Below are 24,408 nucleotides of genomic sequence, written 5' to 3'. Positions count from 1 at the left end.
TCCTTTCCGGACGAATAACCAGGAAAGGAGGACATACAAATTAATCAAACCTTGTTTACTCCAGAGTTGGATTGAATGTACCACCCCAGTCTTTATTCTGTTCCAGACTTTTATTTCTGTCCAGAATATCGCGCTGAATCGGGAAGAAGTAATAATTATCCGGTACAACATTTACCTTCACCCCTGTGCGTGGTACCTGGAGAATATTATACTTAAAATTAGACTCTACCAGTTCGTATTTATCTGCTTTGGCTCTTGCTTCGCCAATAGGCATATCCTGCCCATTGGGCAAAATGGCGATCGCTTCCAATCCGTGCTTGGTGGTACCATCCAGTCTGCTCAGCATTCGGAGCCTACGCAGGTCCCAGAAACGATGTCCCTCAAAACAAAATTCAACGTTTCGTTCAGACAGAATCGCTTCCCTCATTTCTTCACGCGTTTTCGCAGTAACACCATAATTCCCATCGGTTCCGGCTTCTATTCCCGCACGTTTACGTATTTGCTTTAGGATATCCAAAGCCTCATTGGTTTTGCCTGTTTCATTGGCCGTTTCGGCATAGTTAAGCATTACTTCGGCAAAACGCATCACCACGTAGTCCAGATCATACTGCTGCACTTCGGCCTGAGCCAGTTTGAGCAAGCTGTTTTTCAAAATAAAAAACCCTGTATACCGGTCCAGATTGGTAGAATTAACCCCGGCCTTAGGATTCAACCCATAATCGTCCAGCTCATGCGCAATCCCCAATGAAGTGTATTGTCTTTTCCCCGCCTTTCCGGATACCGGATACTCCTTTCCATTCCATACAATGGACTTGTCAAAACGCGGATCGCGATCTTTCCAGAAATTCTGCAACAGCGCTGTCTCCGATTGGTAGTATTTACCGGTTGGGTCATTGTACATTTTTCCATCTTTCATCGGAAACTCCTTGACAAACTCCCAGGTAGGCACAGCAGAAGCGGGACCACGGCTTTCAGAGCCCGGGCGAACACCATTATCCCAGTTGGCTGTCTTGTTTGGATAGGAATTGATCACTGTAAAAATAGATTCAGGACCTTTTTCCACCAGTGCGATATCTTCATAATTAGCAGCAAGCGCATAACCTTGTGACTTTAAGCTTTCGTATGCCTTTTTGTTGGATTCGTAAGCTGCCGCCCAATATTGATTATTCCAGGGGTTAGCAGGATTGAACTGCGGCGAAGCTTTTAGCAGCAAAACCTTTGCCTTAAACGCTTCGGCAAAATTCCCGTCTATTTTGCCAAAGTCCTTGGATGTGGCAGCTATGCGTTTGGGCAACTTTGCAATTGCTTCATCCAGGTCCTTTATGATCAGATCAAAACACTCTTTGGTAGAGTTACGTGGCACAAAAAGGTCATCCGTGTATCGATCCTGGGGAACGGTGATGTACGGCACACCACCATGATAACGTACCATTTCCGTATAGGTGTAAGCCCTCATAAAAAGTGCCTGCCCTGTGATGCCTGCCTTCACAGCATCGGAAAGTTTCCCACTGTTGACATCCACGATGGCCTGATTGATCAGTCGGATACGCGAGTAATTCCAAACTTTAAACTCCGCATTTGAAATCGTGATCCGGTCAGAATAAAAAGGGATCCCGGCAATCTGCTGGCTAAATACATCTGCCGAAGTATTCCAGTTTCCGAACATCGGATATAGGTTCGCTACGTATGCATTGGCGAGGTTTTGGTCATTCCAGACCAGTTCCGGATTGTAATTGTTGACGTCTTCGATGTCCAGAACATTATTACAGGATGAGCAGAATCCCGCGAGGCAGATTATTAAATATATTATTTTTTTCATATCGATATTCCCTAAAATTTAAAGTCTAAACCCACTGTGAATGTTTTCATGATCGGAAACGAATCGTAGTTTTTCTGCTCCGGGTCATGAAATTCCTTCACCTTAGAGATAGAAAACAGGTTGGTACCATTCGCGAATACCTGGGCACTTCCCAGCTTCAGTCTGGATGTCCAGGCTTTTGGAAGATTGTACGCAATATTCAGGACTTTAAGCCTCAAATAGGCCCCGTTTCTAATCCAGAAAGAAGTGGCCTCAGAACCGGACTCATACCAATTACTCCCTACGGGTCTTGGATATTTTGCTCCCGGATTCTCAGGGGTCCAAACGTCCGATGCCCATATTGGATAGTAAGGCCTTACCGTTCCGCCGTGCTGACGCATCCCCGGTCCTTCCTGGTTGCTTATGATCCGATCATAAGCGCCCACGCCCTGAAATTGAGAAGTGATCGCCAGACCTTTATAAGAAATATTGATGCCCACACCATAGTTAATACGGGGCGCTCCGTTGTTGGATAATACCTGCACATCGTTACCGTCAATCTTTCCGTCGGGCCCGTCGGCATAGCCATCACCTCTTACATCTTCAAAGTACAGCCCGCCCAGATAGGGAGTCCGGCCAAATTGCTTCATCCCCGTAGCCAGCAAAGCGTCCAGATCCGCCTGAGTACGAACCATACCAACTGTTTTCAGACCCATAATGCGGTTGGCCGGATGGCCAATCTGGTTTTGGAAATAACGATTACCTCCCGGCTGATATGCGACTCCCTGGTCAAGCACATCCCAGCGATCCACTGCATAGCCAATATTGGCCGACACCGAGTAATTGATTTTATTTTCCACCGCTTTATCGCGCCATTCCACAAAAAGTTCACCACCTCTCCATGACCTGGCCGCATAGTTTTCGGGAGCCAGGCTCTGTCCATAATTATCCGGTAATGTTACGAGCCTCGAACCCAGAATGTTCTTTTCCTTTTTCAAAAACATATCCAGTGTGCCGTAAAGACGATTTTTCAGCATCGCAAAGTCCAGCCCTACGTTATAGGTCGTTGAGGTTGCCCAGGTTAGATTCAGGTTTGGTGTAGCACCTGGCGCTATGCCCTGGTATAATCTGTCTCCAAAAATATAACTGCTGGAATTGGAGTACACATAGTTGTAGCTGAACGGCCTGATCCTTTCATTATTCACATTGAGGTCGTTCCCGGTTGTTCCGTATGATCCCCGAAGTTTCAGGTCATCAAAAAACGAGGTTTTATCTTTCAAAAACGCCTCCTCTGATATTCTCCATGCGGCTGAAACCGAAGGGAAAAAACCCCATCTTTTCTCTTTGGGAAACAGCGTATTTCCGTCGTACCGGAAAGAGAACTCAGCAATATAGCGACTATCATAATTATAGTTAAAACGACCTATCCACGACTGCCGGGCACCAAGCGTATCACTCGCATATCCGTTTCTTCTTTCGGTGTCGGTTGAATAAACAAACGACTGGTCATAAGAAGTGATCGGGTCTTCGAGACGTGCTCCTACGCCATAACCTCCATTTTCAGCCTGTTCGTAAACCAAAAGTCCTTCAACGCCATGTTTATTGAACGTGCGGGAATAATTGGCAAACCAGTCGAGCTGATAACTCCAGCTGGTTTTGATGTCATAACTCAGGAATGGCTGATTGTTGCTAAAAGTAAAGGTATTCGTTTTGTTCTCGTCCGGTGCGGCAGGCACAAAGCGGTTTCCGTTAGGATCTGCCTGGTTGAAAACATAATTTTTCTGGAATGTAAGATACTTTTTGCGCATGTAATCGGCGGCAACATAGTTGGCCACAACCTTGGTCGACAGGCCCGGTATCAGCTTGTCCAGCTTGATATCAATGGAAAGGATTGAATTCATATTCCTTCTCCTGGTTTTGATGTAACGATCGCCAACTACCTGGTCGATTACGTTCCACGCCTGCCAGCTACCCATGGGGGTCTGTACGGGATAGGGTGTTATATCATTGGAAGGTGTGCCATCGGCCAGTGTGTAAAATGGATAAGTTTTAGGCCAGTTAAAGGTTACCCGGTACAAATCGGACACATCGAAATCGTCTTCACCGGTAAACGGCCAATAGAAGCGGTCATGATTCTGCTGGGTTGCCGATACATTGAGATTCACCTTGATGTCGTCCGTAACCTCCGCAGTTACATTGGTTCGCATATTGAACTTGTTGTGTTCAAGACTTTTGTAAGATCCTTCTTCACCCCGGTAGCTCAGTAAAGAATAATAGGTAAGCTTTTTATCTCCGCCAGACACACTTAACGAATGCCTGTGACTGTAAGGATTCTGCCAGATGTGGTCGTTCACATTATACCTTTTATCCTTAAAGTAATCGAACTCGCGTTGACCATTCGGAATAGGCGTGCCTCTGAACTCAGCCACCCGGTTCTGATAGATCAATTCATCTTCCGCTGTGGTCAGATCCGACAGCAGGGTCTGAGTAGGCCTGCCGGTGGTGTAGTTGGACTGGAAGTTGAAGCTGGGTTTTTGCTTAACGCCTCCTTTGGTGGTAACCATTACTACGCCATTTCCAGCTCTGGAACCGTAAATGGAAGCAGTTGCAGCATCTTTCAGAAAACTAAGGTTATCCACTTCATTGGCTTCCAGAGCATCGAAAGCCTCCTTGTCCCTGAGAATACCATCAATCACATAAAGCGGATCTCCAAAACTTCCACGCATACGAATGGAGGAAGAGGCTCCGGCAAGTCCGGATGTGTTGGTTACGTTTACCCCCGGTGCCCGTCCTGCCAGCGTGTTGGACAAATTGGACGAGGATTGATTGTTGAGCTCAGCTGCATTTACTGTAGTGATGGCACCCGTCAGATTCACTTTTTTCTGGGTTCCGTAACCAACGACCACCAGTTCTTCCAGCCCCTTCACATCAGGTGTTAGCGTAGTATTGATAAAAGACCGGTTTCCAACGGTTACCTCCTGAGCATTGAAGCCCACGAAACTAAAAACCAAAATGGCATTAGCTCCTGAAACAGAAAGCTGCCACTGTCCATTTACGTCTGTAACGGTACCCTGGCTGGTTCCTTTCACTAAAATACTTACCCCGGGCAACCCGTCTCCCTTATCGTCAATCACCTTACCACTTACAGACAGGTCAATTTCGGCTACCTGTTTAAGCGGCTCGGCTATTTTGGCTCGCTCCAGCGTTTTGGATGCAGCGATTTCTTTTTTCCGTATAACAATCGTTTTGTCAACCAGCTTATAAGCCAGGTGTGTACCTTGGAAGCACTCCTTCAGGATTTCATCAATCGATGCATTCTTCCGCACGATGCTGACATTTAATTTCTGAACATCGTCGGTATCGTAAAAAAACACAAAACCCGTCTGGCTTTCTATTTTGTGAAATACATTTTCAATAGGCGTGTTTTTCTCGCTTATCGTAATTTTTTGACCAAATCCCGTTGCCTCTACTCTGGCAAGAATCACGGTCAGAAAAAAGGTAACGAGTTTCATTTGCATAATGAGTCGCTTTGTGGCAGTCGGAGAAAGTCCGAAAACTTTCCGAACATTTCCGGCTGTCTGATCAAAAATTTGCCATGCACAAGGCACAGCTTTTCCAATAGAATGAAAATTCATACTTTTATGGGATTTGGGTGAAAAAAGAATGTGAATTACCAAGTACACCTTCTCCGGTTCTCCGGATCGACTAAATCGAACCTTGCCGTAGATGTGCTTCCAACACGTCTGCGGCTTTCTTTTAGCCGACAACCTGTTTTATGGACCTCGTAGTTGAATTTTCATTAATAAGGGGTTAGGCTATTTGTGACTTGGTTATAAAAATGCTGGTCATCACGGCATCACCACGATTCTACCGTTTGTTCCATCCTTGCTTGCTGCCTCCATTCTAAAATTCACACCGGCAAAACGCAAAATTTCCAGTATCTGTGATGCATTAACACTCCTGTGGATTTTCCCGGAAAATACCTTTGAAGGAATATTCTTCTCGTAGGTTATCTCCACATTGTACCATCTCGATATCTGACGCATCACCATTTCCAGGCTCGTTTTATTGAATTCAAACACCCCGTTCTTCCAGGCAACCACTTCATTCATATTCACCTGGCTTATCCTAAGATCACCATTCGGGATCATGGATGATTGATCGCCAGGTTTCAACATGATTGATCTCCTCTGCCTGGCATCCATTCCTTTTCCAGCAAACTTCACATGTACACTACCCTCTAGCAACGAAGTTCTGATTGCCGATTCGTCGTCATAGGAATTAACATTGAAATGAGTGCCGGTCACCACGATTTCCTGCATTCCATTCACATCCACCAAAAACGGCTTGTCTTTGTTTTTCGCTATTTCAAAATAGCACTCGCCGGTGATTTTCACTCTTCTTTCTTTACCCGAAAAAAAAGTTGGAAACTGAATGGAGGACTTCGCATTTAGCCAAACCTTACTACCATCGGGCAGAACGATTTGGTACTGCCCTCCTACCGGCGTAGATATCCTGTTCAATCTGGCAACTTCCTCCGCTCCCGGCAGTGCCTCCCCCTGACTGGAATACACCAGCTGCCCCTCTTTATTTTTATTGATTCGAACACCTCCCTGGTCTGCTATACGTCCATTGGAAATGCTATCCAACACCACTGTGGTACCGTCAGACAAAGTAAGAATGGCCTTATCGCCACCCGGAGAAAAATCCAGGGGAGCTGCAACATGACTTGCCACCTGCCTGGGACGGTTGCGTGTGGCGTAAAAAATTAAACCCAAAGAGAAAATGACAAGAATAGATGCTGCAGCGCTGAAGCCCAACCGGTATTTGCTCCATAGCGGCACTATTTCTGGACTGGCGCCCCTTTCGATTGTACGCAACAAATAAGCCTCCATCTCTGAGCCAAGCTTCTCCCTCTCTTCCTCTGAATATTCGTTTAATATTTCGGGCTTATGATCAAAACTTTGATAGTAGCTTTCCAGAAACTCCTTTTCTTCCTTTGTTGCCTCTCCATCCATGTATTTTTGCAGCATTTTCAATAGATCCTGCCTGCTATCAAATTGTTTCATATTTTCAATTTATCTGGTAGAATTCAGAGGGTTAATTTAATCCAACGATTTGGCGCGCATCCTGATCGGTAATATTCACCTGTTATATTTGTACAAAAGGTACTTCCTGGCTCTAAACTGGATTTAATCATACAAATTCATTAATCACACCACGCCATATAGGTCCATGGTTTACAAAAATGAATTTTGGCAATTAGTCAATGCCTCCGAAATTTTCGCTTGTAACAAGGGCATATATATACATGTACCGAAAAGCACAGAAACTCCCATTCCATCGGTAAAAAAAATTTGTAATTTTAAAAAACCACCAATTTACATTTGCCCGAAAACCTCATTTGAAGTAGATAAAAACAGTCATTTGCCCAAAAAGCAAAACTTCCGACAAGCGGGCTCTTAACAGCTGAGCGGCGGTATTTAGTTGATTTTGAACTGTTTTTTGGGAGATTTCCAGCCGATCGGCGATTGCTGAGGTAGGTTGATCTTCAAAGTAATGTAACAAGAAAATCTTTCTGCGCTTTTCAGGAAGTGCCCTAACCCAGGATTTGAACAAATCCAGTGTTTCATTTTCAAGAAGCTGGTCGTCCGTTTGGGTTGGACAAACGACAGTTTCCTCAAAAGCATCAAGAAATTCGTTACGAACCGGTCTGCTGCTGGTTTGCTTAAAAACCTGAAAGCGGACAGCGGTATGAAGATATGCAGGGAGGTTATCTATCTGAAGTTGTTTTCTTCTTTCCCATAGATCTGAAAAAATATTTTGGATGATATCCTGAGACAGTTCTTTGTCCTGTAATCTTTTGTAGGCACTATTGAACATACGCTGCCAATACCGCTTATACAATGCCGTAAAAGCGCATTCATCCTCATTTTTCAACAGGAGGACTAACTCTATATCGGGTAGCTCGTGGTATGGTGCCATACTCCTTTTCCAAAAAACGAATATAGCCTAAAAACATCAGACGTTGAAGAAACAGGCGCGTGCACGATCACATAATAATAAAAATACAGTTTTACCACTGTTTTTCACAAGGGTATATTCCCGTGTTTTTTCTTTGGCAGCACATCAACCTTATTTTCAAGCATCTCAAAGGCTCTGATTAGTTTTTCGCGGGTTTGTTCAGGATAAATGACCTCGTCAATGTAACCCCGATGCGCCGCTTTATATGGATTGGCAAATTTTCGTGTGTAATCGTCTATCTTTTCCTGCAATTTTTGCTTCGGATCTTCGGCCTCGGCAATTTCTCTTTTAAAAATAATTTCTGCGGCACCGCTGGCGCCCATAACGGCAATTTCGGCAGAGGGCCAGGCAAAGTTCAGATCGGCTCCGATATGTTTGGAGTTCATAACATCGTATGCGCCACCGTATGCCTTACGGGTAATGACGGTAACCCGTGGTACCGTTGCCTCGCAAAAAGCATAAAGCAGCTTGGCTCCATTGGTGATAATCCCGTTCCACTCCTGGTCCGTTCCCGGCAAAAAACCTGGCACATCTTCAAGAATCAGCAACGGAATATTAAAGCTGTCACAAAACCTTACAAAACGTGCGGCTTTCTGGCTGCAGTTAATATCCAATACGCCTGCCAGTACGGCTGGCTGATTAGCCACAATACCGATGCTTCTCCCGGCCAATCTTGCGAAACCAACCAGAATATTTTCAGCGAAATTCTTATGAACCTCAAAAAAATGCTGGTCATCCACCAGTTCGGCTATAACCTCCCGCATTTCATAAGGCTGATTGGGGTGATCAGGAATGATCGAATTCAATACAGGCCTTGTTTCGTTGGCCAGTGTATAAGCTTCCCGGGGCACATGATCTTCACAATTCTGAGGAATGTAGCTGAGCAGTTCTTTGATATACATCAGACATTCTACTTCATTGGCTGCTACAAAATGCGTCACCCCCGACTTGGTGGCGTGGGTCATGGCACCGCCCAGTTCTTCCGAAGTGACCTCTTCATGGGTAACCGTTTTTACCACATTAGGTCCTGTCACAAACATGTAGCTTGTATTCTCCACCATCATGATAAAATCCGTTATGGCCGGAGAATACACGGCTCCGCCCGCACATGGGCCCATCACAGCGGAAATCTGTGGAATCACACCGGACGCCCGGGTATTCTTATAAAAAATATCTGCATAGCCAGCTAAGGAAAGAACACCCTCCTGAATCCGAGCACCTCCCGAGTCGTTCAATCCGATTACCGGCGCACCGTTTTTCATCGCCAGATCCATGATTTTACAAATCTTTTCGGCATGGGTTTCGGAAAGAGAACCGCCAAAAACCGTAAAATCCTGAGCAAAAATATAAACCAGCCGACCGTTGACTTTGGCATAGCCGGTTACCACGCCATCACCGAGGTAATGCTCCTTATCCAAACCGAAGTCCTTACTCCGGTGCATCACAAATTTCCCGATCTCTTCAAAGGAGCCCTCATCTACCAGAACCTGAATTCGTTCCCTTGCCGTCAATTTACCCTTGGCATGCTGAGATTGGATGCGTTGCGCGCCTCCACCCAATTCGGCCTCTGCATTTTTTTTATCCAGCAAATCTTTTTTTGACGACACGGTAGCTTTGGATTCCATCTAATACGGCGGATATGGTTACATTTGTTACAGAACAGGTCCTAAATATAAGGTCATTTTTGGTCATAGAACTATTTTTTATAAGAGGTATGCGGCAGAATGGCAGGAACTTTGTCTGGTTATTAGTATTTCTATTTGCAATTCAAATAGTTTCACGCGCACAAATTACCGGAGGTAGAAGCAAGCTTGACTTTCTGCAGTTACCCTCGCAGGCTAACAGCAATGCCATCGGCATCAATCATTTTACACATTCGGGGAATGACCCATCGCTGTTTTTTCAGTCTCCCACCCAGCTGGACTCCTCCAAGACCGACCGGGTTTCAGCCAACATCATGCCTTACCTGGCCGACACCCGATTCATAAATCTCGCCTATGCAAAGGGGCTAAAAAAAACCGGAGGCGTATGGGCGACCGGCATTCAGTACCTCAATTACGGCACCATGACGGAAACCGATGCCATCGGGAATGTCATCGGAGAATTCAGGGCTGCAGATTATGGATTATCAGCAGGATACGGCCATTCATTGGGTGCTTTTACGCTGGGCGGGACAGTCAAACTGGTAGGCGCCTCGGTGGACAGCTATCAAACCTGGGGTGTGGCTTTGGACTGGGGTGGCGTGTTCAAGCATCCGAAGGAAGATTTAACGATTGGCTTTGTGGTCAAAAATCTCGGTTTTTTAAAGCAGAATTTCACCGCTGCCATGGATCCCATTTTACCTCTCGACATACGCCTGGCTTTAACCTTAAAACCCAAATACATGCCGGTAAGGTTTTCTGCAACTGTCCATCATCTCAACCAGTTTGATATGGTTTACAACGACCCAAAGTTATTTTACACCTATGACAATAACGGTGTAAGACAGGCCAAAAAAGTGGGAATTGCGGAGAAACTGGGGCGACACCTGGCGTTTGGAGCAGAGGCATTGATCCATCCTAAGTTCACAATACTGGTGGGTTACGACCATCTGAGGCGCCAGGAGCTACGGCTTAGTGACAAAGGTGCTTTGGCGGGATTTTCATTCGGAGCCTGGCTTCGAATCAAAAAATTTGAAATTGGTTATGGCCGGTCACAGTACATGCCCGGCATAGGAACCAGCTCGCTTTCGATTGTATTGGATTTGAGAAAAAACTCGTGATAAAGAATTGAGCCAAAAACCAATTCTCACTTCGTGTAATGCAACTGAACCAAGCCGGACTCAAAGGCGGTGGAACTGATCAGCCTCAAATCCTCCTGCGGGCGGCCATCTCTGAACAACCGGATTCCATCACCCAACAAAACCGGAATGATGGAAATGATGTATTCATCTATTAGATTTTCGCTCATCAGCAAGTGAACGATTTCCGAGCCCCCGTCTACGAAAATATTGTTTCCAGGCTCACTTTTTAGTTTTAGTACCAGCTCCTTCACTTCACCCGTATAAAACCGGATATTCCCTATATCTGGCCGGGGTGTTCTGGTGATGATGTAGCTTTCCTTTTCGGCATGGGGGAAATCAAATCCCATTGACAGAACTTTGTCATAAGTTTTTCTGCCTACAATAACGGCATCAACGTTTTTTATAAATTTCCCGTACCCATAATCTTCCCCTTCACGTTCTACCGATTCCAGAAACTTCAGGTCCCCGTCCTGCGTAGCAATGTATCCATCCAGAGTGGCAGCAATATACAATATGACTGTTCTATCCATTTTTCACTATCAATTTATAAGTAAAGGCAATTTTCAAATCGGTCAAATCCCAAGCATTCGTCTCGTTGCTAACGAGATCAGCATGCTTTCTGCAAATATCCCGCAGTGCATTCCCAACCGACCTCCTGACGTACTCGCTTTCATCGGTCTTGTGCGCAGCAATTAACTGAATGGCAACCAATGGATTTTCTTTAAAATAGGGCTTACTTGTCCATATTCTTAGTCCTTCAATGACCGCCCGGACCACCTTATGGTTGGAATCTGTCAACCAATTTTTCATTACCGGTAATGACTTTTCATAACCGACGGTTTTGACATATTGATCAAAAGCCTTCGCCAACATCTCCTGAACACGCCAGTTTTCGTCCTTTGCCACCTCATTTTTTAATATATCAAGAGCTGTATCATTTTGAGCCGATAATGCCCCTAGCAAATGTGTCCCTAGCATTCTTCCCTGATAAGTAGGATGAATGATGAGTTGCCTGGCTATAGCAAGATGGTCAAGCGCCTGGCTTTTCAGAAGCCCATCTCCCGCCGCTACAATATGTTTGAAGCCGTTTTCGATTTTGGTGAGAGAGGAAATGAGGACAGCAAGATCTTCCATTGATTATCTCTTTTGTATTCTGATTTAAAAAAAACGCTGACACTGCTGCCTATTCCACCACCTCTCCATTTTCAAGCTTAAAAAAATGTGTGACGCAGGATGGTATCTCGTTTACATAGTGTGAAACATAGATCAGCGTGCGTTCCGGTGTATCACAAATGGCATCTACAACCGATTTGAAGTATGTTATGGCCTCTTCATCAAGACCCTGGCAAGGTTCGTCCAGAATGAGCAGCGGTGGATTCTTCACCAACGCCCTGGCCAAAAGCACCAGTCTTTGTTGCCCCTTCGAGAGTTGGGAAAAATCAGTTTCAATCAAGGAATGTACATGTAAAAGCGCTGCAACTTCGTGAACCCTGCTTACCTGGTCGTTGGTCAGTTTTTTGAAAAATACACCCGTCGCATCAAAAAATCCGGAGGCGATGGTTTTGAACACGGTTGTATTTCTGGGAAAATAAAGATGCAGTTCCGGCGAAACATGCCCGATCTTTTGTTTAATATCCCAGATGGACGCACCCACACCTCCTCGCTTTTTGTCAAAAAGGTCATAATCATTGGCAAACCGCTGGGGATTATCCGCAGTGATTACACTGAGCAAGGTAGACTTGCCCGAACCGTTGGCCCCCGACAAAGCCCATTTCTCCCCCTTCCTCACCTTCCAGCTGACTCCCTTTAAGATCTGCTCACCAGAATACGTAATCCGGATATGTCGCAGATCGATGGCAATTTCATAATCCGTGTGAACCGGCTTCCCAAAACTTTCCAGGTTTATGGCAGGCCTTTGCGCATCTGCTGACGATGCAATGTCAGCCCTGAAATCCTTTATTTGAGCACTCCTGACTATTTTTCCGCTGTCCAATTCCAACACATGGGTAATACATGGCGGAATTTCCCCTGCTGTGGTTGCCATCACAATGTGAACACCAGAAGCAACGAGGCTGTCGAGTGCATCCCTCAACACCTGACGTGAATGCACATCCAGTCCGCTAAAAGCATTGTCCAGCAGAAGTATTTTAGGATGCGTTAAGAGTGATTTGGCCAAAAGCATACGACGGGTCTCCCCGTTTGACAAGGTAACAAATGGGTGATCCAGCAAATGGGTGATGGACAACAGAGTGCTGATCCGTTGCAGATCTTCCTCACTCACTTTCGACGGAGCCAGGATTACCGAGTTGTCATCTATGGTTCCGACCGGTTTCAGTTGATCGGTCAGGATCGCACGCACAGACGGGGCACGATCAGCCTCATAGGCATGAAAGCGCTGCTGATAATACTCAGCACCCGCCTTTACAATCTGGTTGAAAGAATAATCTTGAGATACGAGCTCGGTGATTTCCCGGGTAGGCACATCCCATCCGTAATGCAAATGTCCTTTCCAAATGGGCCACTTACCTGCCAACGCATCCAACAAAATCGTTTTTCCGGAACCGTTCGGACCCACAATGGCCCAGTTTTCGCGGGAATTAATTTCCCAATTAATATCGGAAAGGACCAGTTTATCGTATTTTTTGACAGAGACATTTTGGAATTTAACAGCGATCATAAGGGCAATTGTAAAGGATTTTTTGCAAAGATTGGGAAGTTTAGGAGCATTTGAAACGGATGGTGTGAAATGCTGTACCAAACCTGCCCGGATTGCAAATGCACAAAACAGGATGTGGTAAGGCAAATTGGCTGTGGCTGTTTAATAAGGAAAAAGCCTTGATCCCATCCCTAGGCGGGCAAGATCAAGGCTTTACGCCCCATATATCTGGAAAAATGCTAACGGTGTTTCAGTATCATATATTATCAGGACAAATATTTCCGCAAAGCATCCTCAATCATTGAATACGGTGCAATGAAGGGTTTTTTATGAATGGTAACTACAAAATTTTGCTGGTTCACCACGTACGTACCTTCCACGTCACCCACCTTGGCTGGTACTAAAAATTCTCCTTCGGTCAAATCACCTTTAAATGACCCCTCCACTTTTTCAATCGCTGTTTTAGCTTTGCTGATAATGTCCTTTGCTTCGCCCTCAAATGGGACTTCAAATGTATGCGCCATGTTCGATTAACTGTTATTGATATAAAAATTTCTGCTGATGCTGTCGGCTGAATTCTTTCACGACCGCCTCCGTAAATATAGGCAAATCATCCACATTTCGACTAGTGATCAGGCATCCGCTTTTTACAAGGGGCTTGTCTATCCAGGTTGCACCCGCATTTACAAGATCCATACGAATTGAATTCACTGAAGTCATTTTCCTTCCAGCCACCACTTCGGCGTCAATAAGAATCTGCGCGCCGTGACAAATGGCCGCTACCGGCTTTTGTGCATTGAAGAAATTGTAAGCGAATTCCCGGGCTTTTGCATTGGATCTCAATATATCGGCACTCATTACACCACCGGGTAACAAAAGCGCATCGTAATACTCTGCACGAGCCATCATAAGCGGCACATCCACTTTGTAAGTTTCACCCCAATCCACCCGATTCCAACCCTTCACCCAATCCTCATTAATTGAGATAATATGTGTCGATGCGCCTGCTTCATACAATAGCTTACGCGGGCATGTCATTTCGACCTGTTCAAAACCATCGGCAACGAGGATGGCAACTTTTAAATTGGATGGATATTGCATGATGTATCGGAGTTGTGATGGGATGTAACACCAACTCAGAATTACACAAAAAATGTGCCAGATAATGCAAGTTGTGCTCTCTAATTATCACACCCATAAATTCGCTTATAACCAAATGGATACAAAAAGTGGCACCGGATGCTGCGTCCACAGATCCGGTGCCACGTACCAAAATCACAATATTTATTTTTTCTCACTTCCACCCAGTGAGGCCGGAGCTCCGCTTGCTGGTGCATTTGTTTTGCCTTTGCTAAACTCCCCTGCCTTCACAAAAACAAATTTGGAATAGTCAATATACTTTTGGAAAGCCGCTTTCACTTTTTCAGGAGTTAAGGACTCAACACTTTTTTCAAAATCTGCATCCCACTTCATGGTGCGGTTCAGATAAAGATTATTCGACAAAGCACTGGCGAGGCCAGCGTCCTGTGCCCTGCTTACTTGCCGTGACTGCAAGTATCCGGATTTAGCTGTTTTTAATTCCTCCGCAGTAAATCCATCTTTTAAAGCTCGTTCTATCTCTTCTTTGAATGCGGCCTCCAGTTTTTCTGCGTTCTGCGGTGCATAAATGGCATACGACATAAAAGATCCACTCTTGTCCAACGGGCTCGCCGAAAACTGTGAGCCAACCCCGTAGCTCAGGCCTTCCTTCTGACGGATACGTGTTGCCAAACGGGAATTAAGAACCCCACCGCCCATGATATAGTTAGCGATTACAAGTGCCGGGTAGTCAGGGTCGGTATCCTGCAAGGGCATGTTAAGCCCTGCCACAAACATGGCATTTGCCTTATCGGGGGTTTCAATCGATTTGGTCTCTGGTTTCACCGCAACAAAGGGTGAGGCAATCCGTGTAAAAGGTTTTGCACTCTTCCAGGATCCAAATTCGTCTGCAATAATCTTCTGTACCTGCGCCTGGTCAAAATCACCTACTACCGATACCGAAGCATTGTTGGCTCCATAAAAATCCTTGTGAAACTGCCTGACCTGATCGATGGATGCGCTTTTCACATCTTCCACGGCCTCATCAAACGTGGGTACGTAGCGGATATCACTACGGTTGTAAGGGGTCACGAGGCGACGGAACTGCGTAATTGCTATGGCTTGTGGTTCGCCACGCTGCGATTCTATTCCTGCCAGCTCCTCCTGCTTGAGTTTCTCAAATTCCCCCTCATCCAGAGCGGGAGTCTTTAATACCTCTGCCACCAGTTTCATTACCGCAGGAAGGTTTTCCCTTGTTGTTTCGATGCTTGCACCGGCCTGATTACTGGCTCCAAAAAAACTTACCCTCGCCTTAAGGTTATCAAACGCATCTTTAAGCGCCTGGCGTGATTTCGTTTTGGTACCCTTATCAAGCATCGAACCCGTCAGGTCCGAGATCGTCGCCTTACCAGCGAGTGCCTTTTCGTCGCCATAGCGAAGTGTAATTTTTGCAGAAACGATGTTGCCCCTCGTTTTCTTGGTCAGTAGCGCAGTTTCGATTGCATTCGGTTTTTCCACACGTACGGTCCTGCTGTCGATGTTGGCTGGGGAGGGATCAAAGGCTTCCCCTTCCGCGACCACAGCTTCACCTTTGTAATTTTTCACAAGATCGGCCACGTTGGGAGCCTCCGGCACTTCCGTCCGCACAGGGCTCGCCTCGGGCATGAAAGTACCCAATGTTCGATTGGAGGGTCTGAGATAGTATTGAGCCACCCGGTACACATCATCGGGGGTTACCTTTTTGATATTATCCCGAAAAAGAAATGCCAGACGCCAGTCCCCGATGGCAATGGCCTCACTGATACTCAGCCCGATCGTTTCGGAATTGCGGAACTGCAGATCCCAGTTTTTCAATGTAGTGGTTTTGACTCTTTCCACATCTTCCGCACTTGGCTTGGTAGTAGCTGCGGAATCCAGGGTTGCAATAAATGCTTTTTTGGCTTCTTCAAGAGATTTTTCCTTCAAAACCTCTGCTCCGAACAACACAGTACCCGGATCAAAACGCTGAAAGGTACCTCCCAGAATCGACGACGCTTTTTTGGTATTGACCAAATTTTTGTAAAGTTTTCCATTGGGCTCCAGACTGAGCAGGTCTGCCAACACATCCATGGCAGGGAAGTCGGGATGTGAGCCTGGCATAATGTGATAAGCGGCCATGACCATCTGAATATCGCCGGTACGTTTGAGTTCTACAATACGCTCTCCGTCCTGGGTAGGTTCGACGGTGTAGGAACGAGGCAGAACACGTGCAGGCCTGGCCACTTTTCCGAAATATTCATTCACAAGGGCCAGTGTTTTTGGCTCGTCTATTTTACCTGCAACGGTCAGCACGGCGTTATCAGGCTGATAGTATTTTTTGTAAAAAGCCTGTAAATTTTCAATCGGAACCCGCTCAATGTCGGAACGGTTACCGATGGTAGATTTCCCATAATTATGCCATAAATAAGATCCGCTGAATACACGTTGCATGAGCACCCTGAAAGGGTTGTTTTCCCCCGATTCGAACTCATTCCGAACTACACTGAATTCACTTTCCAGATCCTTTTTTGCGATGAAGGAATTTACCATCCGATCCGCTTCCAGATCCAGAGCCCACCTGAGATTGTCTTCCGTAGCGGAAAAGGTCTCATAATAATTGGTCCTGTCCGCAGAAGTGGTACCATTTGGCCGTGCTCCATGCGCGGTGAGCTCCTGAGGAATGTTCGGATGCTTGGGTGTACCTTTAAACACCATGTGTTCCAGCAAGTGAGCCATTCCTGTTTCGCCATACCCCTCATGCCTTGAGCCCACCAGATAGGTAACATTCACGGTGATTGTAGGCTTGGACGGATCAGGAAACATGAGTACCCGGAGTCCGTTTTCTAAACTATACTCGGTTATTCCTTCAACCGAAGTAACCTTTTTTACTCCTTTGGGTAACTCCTGAGCGATTATGGGTGATGCAAACATGCCCATAAAGGCCACACCAAACATTACATGTCGGTGGATGACACTCGCTATTTTAAATTTAATGGCCATTAAGTTCTGATTTGTTTTTAAGAAGAATCTATGAAAATAAGTCCTATTATTAAGTCTGGCAATTATTTTATGATAAACGGTGAAAGAATATCAAATACGGCCATCATTTTTGGAACTGTATTTGCAACAAAAGCATTGCAGATCGTTGTACAGACTGAGTAACTGTTTTCAAAAGCTATAATTTACAATGCTATTGGGAATTGACGAATAAGATTATCAGTTTTGCAAACATGTTGAAAAATAGTGTAATGACCCGAAATAGAATAATGACTGGCGCTGTGTTGCTGCTTTGCACCACAATTTTTTCCTGTGGCATTCCCATCACTACCAGCACCAAGTACCCCATTGATGTACATTATGAAAATGAGCCTATCGAAAGGCCCTATTCGGAAATTGGCTGGGTTGAGATCACCAGTGAGGATTCATTGACTGCCGAACAAACCCGCGACAAACGCATGATGCAAAGGGGAAACGACGCCAAAACCAAAGAACTGCTTATGGCCAGGCTCGTCATTAAAGCCCAGAAAATTGGAGCCAATGCTATTATTAATGTGAAGTACCAGTATTATACCACTGTAAAAAATGAGGGTTACATGCTCAAAGGACTGGCAGTGCGGTACCGGGGGGAATAAAACTTGAATAATACAGTATCAGGGTATTGCCCGACTTGTCGCGGACAAAACCTGCGTATTGCTATAACTTAAATTAAATACATGCTGTTCACTGCCAAATTATCCGATATGCCCGTAGAGGCAGAGTCGCGAGTGATTGTTCGATTTCAGGACTGCGATCCTTTGATGCACCTGAACAATTCCAAATATTTCGAATATTTCTTCAACGCCCGGGAAGATCAGGTGTCCAAACTATATGGTTTTAGCTACGAAGCCATGTTCAGAGAATTGAAAACAAGCTGGGTAGTATATCAGCACCAGATCGGTTATGTCCGCCCGGCTTTGATCAGCGAGTGGGTCAGAATAACCTCACGTGTCATTTACTACAATGAGGACACCATGGTGACGGAATATTTTATGACCAATGATGCCCGCAACCAGTTAAAAACAATGCTCTGGACGACCTCCAAACACATCAGTATTGAAACCGGTAAACGGGTACCGCATCCTCAGGAGGTAATGGATTATTTGGCTGCCACCTGTGTACCCAATATTGATTTTGCAAACCTGGTTTTCAACGACCGGATACATCGTATAAAGCACGCCCTGGCAGAAGGAACTAACGCGTAGTACTTTGTCGCGAAATAAGCTTTATACCGCTGGAATCAACCCGGCTTGAATCGCGGGGAGCAGTATACGGAACCTGTAAGTAAGGCTTCACAAGGGGCATGATCCTATTGAAGCTGTGCGTAAACTGAAAGCTGAATCCGCCCCCCGGAGTAGGTGCGTAGTTAACCCCCAAAGGACTCAGTATGTTACGGTTATAGGCCTTAACACGAACAGATCCGTTTTGCGTGAGCCAATACTCCAGCGTCCATTCTCCCAATAAACTGGTGGCATCGTACTGGTTCGCACCAGATACCCCCGAGCTGATCCGGCCATCACGGGTTACACGAAACCGATCATTCAGAAAACGATATGAAAATCTGAGCTGAACATTGTTCATCGCATTTTGATCCAGGGATAATCCGGTCACACCCACTTCCAGTTTTTCATTGACCTGCGACGCCCAGCGGCTTATCTGATTAGAAACCAGCTCGCTGATGCTATTACCCAGCATGTTCTGGTACCCCGCACCCTGTCCTGACAAACTGGACTCAGGCTGTAACTGATTCATCACCAACAAACTGCTCACCTGAAGGCTCAATTGCTGTTCGTCTGCTTTCAATCTGCTCTGGAAAGCTTCCAACTGCCCGCGGTATCTGCCCAGCGACGCGTTATCCAGAATTTTGAGATCATATTTAATTTGCGGCGACATCAGTCCGTCTGTTAGCCCGATCGTCACCTCCACCGGGTAACGCCGCGATAATGCCTGCGCATCATCGGTGGTAGAACCGGACGATGGCAATACCCCAAGCAATGAAACCATCTGCGTGTAGCCAGCTGTCACATTGAGCTGAGCCCCATAAGGGTCCCCCGACCAGGTGATCCGGCTGCCAGGTTTAATCACAAACTTCTTATTGATGACATTCTGAAGGGTGAAATTGTAATCACCCCGATCGATTTCATAGGTGCCGGTCATGGTGAAATCACCCTGGGTGTCAATGTTCATATTCAATCTTCCCCTTCCGAAAGCCCTGATGATATCACCGGTTTGCCGGTCGAGAATGATTTCACAGGAAGCATCAGGTGTAAGATTAAAATTAAAATCCATCTTGATCCCTCCTGCTACACGTCTCCGTGAACCTTCCGATCCAGAGGACACGCTATCTGCAATGGCAGGAAGTTTACTTACAAACTGAATGTAATCCTGTGTGGCGACCTCCGTAGCCCCATCCAGCGGAATGTATATTTTGGTTCCCTTGTTGCTGGTTGCGTTTGCCTCAATCTTCATGTTATCGATCGGCCCGTAAATACTTGCCTGTCCGGTTACGAAGGCCGTTCCATAAAAACTATCCGCGTCTTCATCACGGGATGTGGTATTCAGTATTCTGAAATTTCGGAGATCGGCATTGAACCCTAGTGTAAAATACTTGAAACCATCATGAAACACACCCCCTCTTAAAGTGGCCGTGTTCCCGTCTATGTCCGTCAGGATCATGTTATTTACCGAGATTTCGCTTTCGCTGAAATTGATCTTATCATTAAAAGTAAATACAGACTGCAGGTAATCAAATTTCATTTTCCCCTTCTCCACCATCAAAGATCCCGATAACACTGGTGCATCAACAGTGCCCCTGATGTCTACCACCCCCTGCGCTGTGCCACTCACGTCCGATACAAGCCCCTCTGCGAATGGCTCGAGCGCTTCCAGATCGGCTTTACTGAATATCGCTTTCATGTTCAGACTATTACCGGTCCGTTTCGGATTATATGACCCGGTTACACTAAAAACCTTTCTTGTGTTTTTATTCAATTGGGCATCAACCACCAATTGACTGGCAAACTGATCCCAGATTCCGGCACCCGACAAGTTACCAAACTCATACTTTGCATAACCCAGACCTTCAATACTAAAATTAGCATCCAGTACAATACTTTTATACACATCACGAACCTTGGCAGACCCATCCATAATACCCGTAAGCTGGGTTTCAAGTACGGTGTTCAGCGTTTCAAGTTTAAAATTCCGGATATCAACCTGGACATTACGTTCCGGATCCTCTGAGATCATACCATTCACCGACAGCACCTGCCGCCCATTGATCAGTCCCAGGTTCCGTAGTGTAATATCATTTCCTACCACAGAGATAAGACTATTTGAAGGCATTGCCCACTCTTCGTCCAGAAGATTCATTTTCGAATTTTTGAACCCTATATCTAATCCTGCCGACAAAAACCGTATTTCTCCTGCCAGATTGGCTCTGTTAGCACTTTTTACCTGCCTGATTCCTCCATTAAAATCAATGTGGTCCTCATCCCAGGTTCCTTCCAGCTCCAGTCTTTCCGTAGGCACCAAAACACTTATCTGCTGCTGAGAGGAAGTCACCAGCGCCGAAGCTAATACTTCTGCGCTGTTGACGAACTTGGAGGTGGTAATATCCACCTCCGATTTGATAAACTCATTTTTACCATATCGGCTTGTGTCCGCCTTTGCGTTCACGGTAAGAAAAGCCGTGTTGTCCATTTTAAAAAAACCTTCCACCCTTGCTCCTGGAGAAACATAGATATCCGGACTCATAAAAGCCAAAAATCGGGAAAGATTTTTGGTTTCTAACTGATAATCAATTTCATACTTATGTTTAACCAGCTGCCTTACTTTTTTTGCATAGTAATCTGCACGATTGGCTTCGTTTTCAAAAAAGTAAAGCTTGTATTCGGCCAGCAACTGACTCAGGTCTCTCCAGGCCTCTGTTGGCAAAAAGTCCCCTTCGGCTTTTGCGGAAAGAAACTCGCTATCCAGTTGTAACGTGCGCTTTTCGCCCTCCTGTATGGACGAAATCAGTAAGGTATCAATAACCAGATTCCGTTCATTTTTGGCAGTAAGCAGATACGTGTTCAGTAGCTTGGCATTACCTACCAGCTCGTCGACGTGATTGCCCTTTACCATGACATCCAGCTCCGTACGCAACGTGATGGTATCTGTGGTAAATCCCAGCGCGTTCAAATTGGCTCTTTGCACAATCCCTTTCACGTCGAAGGTATTTTTGGATTTCGAAAGATCAAATATCCCCTCCAGATTCACCACAAGATTTGAATCGCGCGCACTCACTTGTCCGTTGAAGTACTCATTCTGTATGTTTCCTTTTAGTTTGATACCCTTGTAATTATAATTACGGAATCCTACCCGGCTCACTACCGCATCCATATTGGTGGACGCATATTTCAATTCAAGCCCTTTTCCATGAATGGAGCCTGAGAAGTCAAGCTTTTGCCATGTTTCGGGGTCGTCAAACAAGGTTCCCACTTCGAAATCAGTCGTTTTCACGTCACCGGAATAAGTCGTATTTTTAGCATCCGATATATGAAACACCAGGTCACCGGATGCCTTCCCCAGACTGGACGAACTGGATACATTTACGGCAAAATCATCCACCGTGCCCTTAAAAGTGCCATCCAATAGGGTTGCACCAAACTTTTTAAGTGTTTCATGCATGTTCCATTCGGGGTAATACTGCACGATATCGGCAGGCTCAACCTTTGAAGTCACCAGACGAATATCCATTTTAATTCCCTCAATTTTGGGAAAGCCCTTGAAAGCGAAGCTGCCCGTTAACCTACTGCCTTTGCCAAAATGAATATCGGCATCCGACAACCTGAAATCGTCCACCTTTCCATTGAAGTCTCCCGACAATCGCCAGGATTCGTTGAGATTATCGACGTATTCCGAGAATAGTCCAAGATCCCGGGAATGAATGAAGCTATCGATAAAATGTGCCCTCAGAAATACCTTATGGTTAAAATCACCCAGGTCACCGGATCGGTTGTAGTGAAATGTGATATCGTCTGTCAGATAGGAGCTCCCGATATGGGTTGAAAGTTCTTTTAATTCCATTTTTTTCTGACAAAACAGGAACCTGGTTTTCAAATCCTTCATGGCCAGCCCGGTTTGCCGGTCAACGGTTTCCAGGCTCGTTGCCAGGAAGGAGATCGTATCTCCCTGTGCCAGGAAATTTTTAAGATTTCCATTGAGCTTATTCAGTTCAAAATGGGAATAGTCGAATATCCTATCCCCTTTCCGGCGGGATTCCCTGGGATCGTCGTACCGGAAAGTCCCATCCGTAATCCGGCTTCTGCCAATCGTGAAAGGCGTGTTGTTTTCCGGAGCATTGGCAGGCCGGGGTATGCCAGAGGATGTAACCTCCGAAATCCGTTCTATGAAGCCATCTATATTCAATGAACCGGTTTCAGGAATTACAACCAAATGCACGTCGGGCTGATACAGATTTACTTCATCCAGATGAATTTCTTTTGAAGCGTCTTCCATAATCTTCCATACGTCGACATTGACATCGATGCGTCCCACATCAATCATATCCTTTTTATTGAGATCCTTCACCGATACTCCCTCCAAAGAAAGCACATCAAACCACTTGATATTAACTCTTTCGACGGTGATCGGATAGCCAAGCGTCCCGGAGACCGAACTGGCCACCAGCTGTACGGCGTAGGTCTGTACCGGCGGTATCTGGAGTGCAATGGTAGCGATGCCCAGCGCTAAAAGCGCGAAGATCACCACTACAATCAGACCGTTGATAAATTTCTCCAGTAGTTTAAACATATGAATAGCAGATACTCAGTATCCAACGGCTATTTTTCGCCCAATTGTTACATAACAAATGCAGAACCTCATCGACCCCGACCACGCGCGCTTCCAAAATCTCTTGTATTTATTACCTATTTTTGCAAAATATAATTCAAAATACATGATCATTCTTGCGATCGAATCGTCTTGCGATGAAACTTCTGCGGCTGTTATTGCTAACGGCCAAATTCAATCGAATGTTGTTGCAACGCAACTGATTCACACATTATACGGGGGCGTAGTTCCTGAATTGGCATCACGTGCTCATCAGCAACACATTCTTCCCGTGGTGGATCAGGCTTTGAACGATGCAAAAGTAACAAAAAAAGACCTGGATGCTATTGCCTTTACCAAAGGCCCTGGCCTGCTAGGTGCGCTGCTGGTGGGAACCTCGTTTGCCAAAGCCCTTGCACTTGGGCTGAAAGTTCAGCTTATCGATGTCCATCATATGCAGGCCCATGTACTGGCACATTTTATTGACGACCCAAAACCTGCGTTTCCGTTTCTGTGCCTCACTGTGAGCGGAGGACACACGCAGATCGTTCGGGTAGATAGCCCGCTTGAAATGAAAATTATCGGAGAAACCAGGGACGATGCGGTGGGCGAAGCTTTTGACAAAACAGCCAAATTACTCGACCTGCCCTACCCCGGAGGCCCGTTGATCGATAAAAATGCAGCGCATGGAGACCCATACAAATACGCCTTTCCGCTACCAGAAATGCCAGGACTGGATTTCTCGTTCAGTGGCATAAAGACCTCTTTCATGTATTTTCTGCAAAAACAGACCCGTGAAAATCCACTTTTCATCACAGAAAACATGGATGACATCTGCGCAAGTATACAGCATACCCTGGTGGACATTTTGCTCAAAAAACTAAAAAAGGCTTCCCGTGAGACAGGGATTTCAGAGATTGCCATCGCCGGTGGCGTATCTGCCAATTCCGGTTTGAGACAATCAATTAAAGAACTTGGCGACAAACTAAGCTGGAACGTGTACATCCCGGCATTCGAATATTGTACCGATAATGCCGCTATGATTGCCATGGCCGCTCATTACAAGTACCTGGCCGGCGACTTTTGCCCTCAGACTGTGAGCCCCATGGCGAGGATGGAGTTTTAGGAATAATGGACGGACTAAGCAATCTAATCGCGTTGTCACAAGATTTTATTTCCCATATTCACGAGCCAAGTCCCCAA

At 45.7% G+C, this 24,408-nt stretch carries 16 protein-coding genes; 4 read left to right on the top strand and 12 right to left on the bottom strand.

What is annotated here, in order from left to right:
* Window positions 1-55: 55 nt before the first annotated feature.
* From DYADSP32_RS24550 to DYADSP32_RS24530, 5 genes are all read right to left on the bottom strand, one after another.
* Window positions 56-1,819, bottom strand: coding sequence for a RagB/SusD family nutrient uptake outer membrane protein (locus tag DYADSP32_RS24550; RefSeq protein WP_149240292.1), 1,764 nt, complete (start codon window positions 1,817-1,819; stop codon window positions 56-58).
* Between the two features lie 11 nt (window positions 1,820-1,830).
* Window positions 1,831-5,433, bottom strand: a complete 3,603-nt coding sequence (locus DYADSP32_RS24545) for a SusC/RagA family TonB-linked outer membrane protein (RefSeq protein ID WP_414618031.1) — start codon at window positions 5,431-5,433, stop codon at window positions 1,831-1,833.
* A gap of 213 nt (window positions 5,434-5,646) precedes the next feature.
* Window positions 5,647-6,867 (bottom strand): FecR family protein, encoded by a 1,221-nt coding sequence (locus DYADSP32_RS24540; RefSeq protein WP_149240293.1) that lies wholly within the window; start codon window positions 6,865-6,867, stop codon window positions 5,647-5,649.
* 331 nt (window positions 6,868-7,198) lie between these two features.
* Window positions 7,199-7,783, bottom strand: coding sequence for a sigma-70 family RNA polymerase sigma factor (locus DYADSP32_RS24535; protein WP_149240294.1), 585 nt, complete (start codon window positions 7,781-7,783; stop codon window positions 7,199-7,201).
* Window positions 7,784-7,887: 104 nt separating this feature from the next.
* Window positions 7,888-9,447 (bottom strand): acyl-CoA carboxylase subunit beta, encoded by a 1,560-nt coding sequence (locus DYADSP32_RS24530; RefSeq protein ID WP_149240295.1) that lies wholly within the window; start codon window positions 9,445-9,447, stop codon window positions 7,888-7,890.
* A gap of 14 nt (window positions 9,448-9,461) precedes the next feature.
* Between DYADSP32_RS24530 and porQ the strand changes: the two genes are divergently transcribed.
* On the top strand, window positions 9,462-10,583 hold the full coding sequence (porQ, locus tag DYADSP32_RS24525; RefSeq protein WP_414618030.1) for a type IX secretion system protein PorQ: 1,122 nt from the start codon (window positions 9,462-9,464) through the stop codon (window positions 10,581-10,583).
* Between the two features lie 26 nt (window positions 10,584-10,609).
* Here porQ and DYADSP32_RS24520 read toward each other — a convergent pair whose 3' ends face one another.
* The 6 genes from DYADSP32_RS24520 to DYADSP32_RS24495 all read right to left on the bottom strand — a co-directional run bounded on the left by DYADSP32_RS24520 (window position 10,610) and on the right by DYADSP32_RS24495 (window position 17,292).
* On the bottom strand, window positions 10,610-11,134 hold the full coding sequence (locus DYADSP32_RS24520) for a dihydrofolate reductase family protein (protein ID WP_149240296.1): 525 nt from the start codon (window positions 11,132-11,134) through the stop codon (window positions 10,610-10,612).
* Entirely contained in the window at window positions 11,127-11,738 is a 612-nt protein-coding gene (locus DYADSP32_RS24515) for a DNA alkylation repair protein (protein ID WP_149240297.1), read from the bottom strand. The genes DYADSP32_RS24520 and DYADSP32_RS24515 overlap by 8 nt, the downstream gene beginning before the upstream one ends.
* Before the next feature lie 49 nt (window positions 11,739-11,787).
* Complete coding sequence (locus DYADSP32_RS24510) at window positions 11,788-13,281, bottom strand: ATP-binding cassette domain-containing protein (RefSeq protein ID WP_149240298.1); 1,494 nt, start codon at window positions 13,279-13,281, stop codon at window positions 11,788-11,790.
* A 245-nt stretch (window positions 13,282-13,526) separates the two neighbouring features.
* A complete protein-coding gene (locus DYADSP32_RS24505) occupies window positions 13,527-13,784 on the bottom strand; it encodes a hypothetical protein (protein ID WP_149240299.1) in 258 nt (85 codons plus the stop codon).
* 13 nt (window positions 13,785-13,797) lie between these two features.
* Entirely contained in the window at window positions 13,798-14,361 is a 564-nt protein-coding gene (locus DYADSP32_RS24500; RefSeq protein WP_414618029.1) for a type 1 glutamine amidotransferase domain-containing protein, read from the bottom strand.
* A gap of 183 nt (window positions 14,362-14,544) precedes the next feature.
* Window positions 14,545-17,292, bottom strand: a complete 2,748-nt coding sequence (locus DYADSP32_RS24495) for a M16 family metallopeptidase (protein WP_414618183.1) — start codon at window positions 17,290-17,292, stop codon at window positions 14,545-14,547.
* 311 nt (window positions 17,293-17,603) lie between these two features.
* Between DYADSP32_RS24495 and DYADSP32_RS24490 the strand changes: the two genes are divergently transcribed.
* Together DYADSP32_RS24490 and DYADSP32_RS24485 are read left to right on the top strand one after the other, a co-directional pair.
* Window positions 17,604-17,987, top strand: coding sequence for a hypothetical protein (locus DYADSP32_RS24490; protein ID WP_414618028.1), 384 nt, complete (start codon window positions 17,604-17,606; stop codon window positions 17,985-17,987).
* An 81-nt stretch (window positions 17,988-18,068) separates the two neighbouring features.
* The gene (locus DYADSP32_RS24485) at window positions 18,069-18,596 is read left to right on the top strand and encodes an acyl-CoA thioesterase (RefSeq protein WP_149240302.1); all 528 of its coding nucleotides are present in this window, start codon (window positions 18,069-18,071) and stop codon (window positions 18,594-18,596) included.
* On the opposite strand, the gene DYADSP32_RS24480 is transcribed toward DYADSP32_RS24485, so the two are convergent.
* Entirely contained in the window at window positions 18,586-23,187 is a 4,602-nt protein-coding gene (locus tag DYADSP32_RS24480) for a translocation/assembly module TamB domain-containing protein (protein ID WP_149240303.1), read from the bottom strand. The genes DYADSP32_RS24485 and DYADSP32_RS24480 overlap by 11 nt on opposite strands.
* Window positions 23,188-23,332: 145 nt before the next feature.
* Here DYADSP32_RS24480 and tsaD point away from each other — a divergent pair, with 145 nt between their 5' ends.
* Window positions 23,333-24,331 (top strand): tRNA (adenosine(37)-N6)-threonylcarbamoyltransferase complex transferase subunit TsaD, encoded by a 999-nt coding sequence (gene tsaD, locus DYADSP32_RS24475; protein WP_149240304.1) that lies wholly within the window; start codon window positions 23,333-23,335, stop codon window positions 24,329-24,331.
* Window positions 24,332-24,408: the final 77 nt, after the last annotated feature.

The sequence above is a fragment of the Dyadobacter sp. 32 genome (assembly GCF_902506755.1).
Classification (GTDB): domain Bacteria; phylum Bacteroidota; class Bacteroidia; order Cytophagales; family Spirosomataceae; genus Dyadobacter.
The sequence above is the reverse complement of the archived record's forward strand: the minus strand, read 5'-3'. Positions and strand labels throughout refer to the sequence as shown.

What these genes read in the sequence shown, in the direction of transcription:
- DYADSP32_RS24535 (WP_149240294.1), bottom strand. Translation starts at nt 7,783, where the DNA reads ATGGCACCATACCACGAGCTACCCGATATAGAGTTAGTCCTCCTGTTG.
- DYADSP32_RS24505 (WP_149240299.1), bottom strand. Translation starts at nt 13,784, where the DNA reads ATGGCGCATACATTTGAAGTCCCATTTGAGGGCGAAGCAAAGGACATT.
- DYADSP32_RS24500 (WP_414618029.1), bottom strand. Translation starts at nt 14,361, where the DNA reads ATGCAATATCCATCCAATTTAAAAGTTGCCATCCTCGTTGCCGATGGT.
- tsaD (WP_149240304.1), top strand. Translation starts at nt 23,333, where the DNA reads ATGATCATTCTTGCGATCGAATCGTCTTGCGATGAAACTTCTGCGGCT.
- DYADSP32_RS24480 (WP_149240303.1), bottom strand. Translation starts at nt 23,187, where the DNA reads ATGTTTAAACTACTGGAGAAATTTATCAACGGTCTGATTGTAGTGGTG.
- DYADSP32_RS24540 (WP_149240293.1), bottom strand. Translation starts at nt 6,867, where the DNA reads ATGAAACAATTTGATAGCAGGCAGGATCTATTGAAAATGCTGCAAAAA.
- DYADSP32_RS24520 (WP_149240296.1), bottom strand. Translation starts at nt 11,134, where the DNA reads ATGGATAGAACAGTCATATTGTATATTGCTGCCACTCTGGATGGATAC.
- DYADSP32_RS24550 (WP_149240292.1), bottom strand. Translation starts at nt 1,819, where the DNA reads ATGAAAAAAATAATATATTTAATAATCTGCCTCGCGGGATTCTGCTCA.
- DYADSP32_RS24510 (WP_149240298.1), bottom strand. Translation starts at nt 13,281, where the DNA reads ATGATCGCTGTTAAATTCCAAAATGTCTCTGTCAAAAAATACGATAAA.
- DYADSP32_RS24495 (WP_414618183.1), bottom strand. Translation starts at nt 17,292, where the DNA reads ATGGGCATGTTTGCATCACCCATAATCGCTCAGGAGTTACCCAAAGGA.
- DYADSP32_RS24545 (WP_414618031.1), bottom strand. Translation starts at nt 5,433, where the DNA reads ATGAATTTTCATTCTATTGGAAAAGCTGTGCCTTGTGCATGGCAAATT.
- DYADSP32_RS24485 (WP_149240302.1), top strand. Translation starts at nt 18,069, where the DNA reads ATGCTGTTCACTGCCAAATTATCCGATATGCCCGTAGAGGCAGAGTCG.
- porQ (WP_414618030.1), top strand. Translation starts at nt 9,462, where the DNA reads ATGGTTACATTTGTTACAGAACAGGTCCTAAATATAAGGTCATTTTTG.
- DYADSP32_RS24530 (WP_149240295.1), bottom strand. Translation starts at nt 9,447, where the DNA reads ATGGAATCCAAAGCTACCGTGTCGTCAAAAAAAGATTTGCTGGATAAA.
- DYADSP32_RS24515 (WP_149240297.1), bottom strand. Translation starts at nt 11,738, where the DNA reads ATGGAAGATCTTGCTGTCCTCATTTCCTCTCTCACCAAAATCGAAAAC.
- DYADSP32_RS24490 (WP_414618028.1), top strand. Translation starts at nt 17,604, where the DNA reads ATGACCCGAAATAGAATAATGACTGGCGCTGTGTTGCTGCTTTGCACC.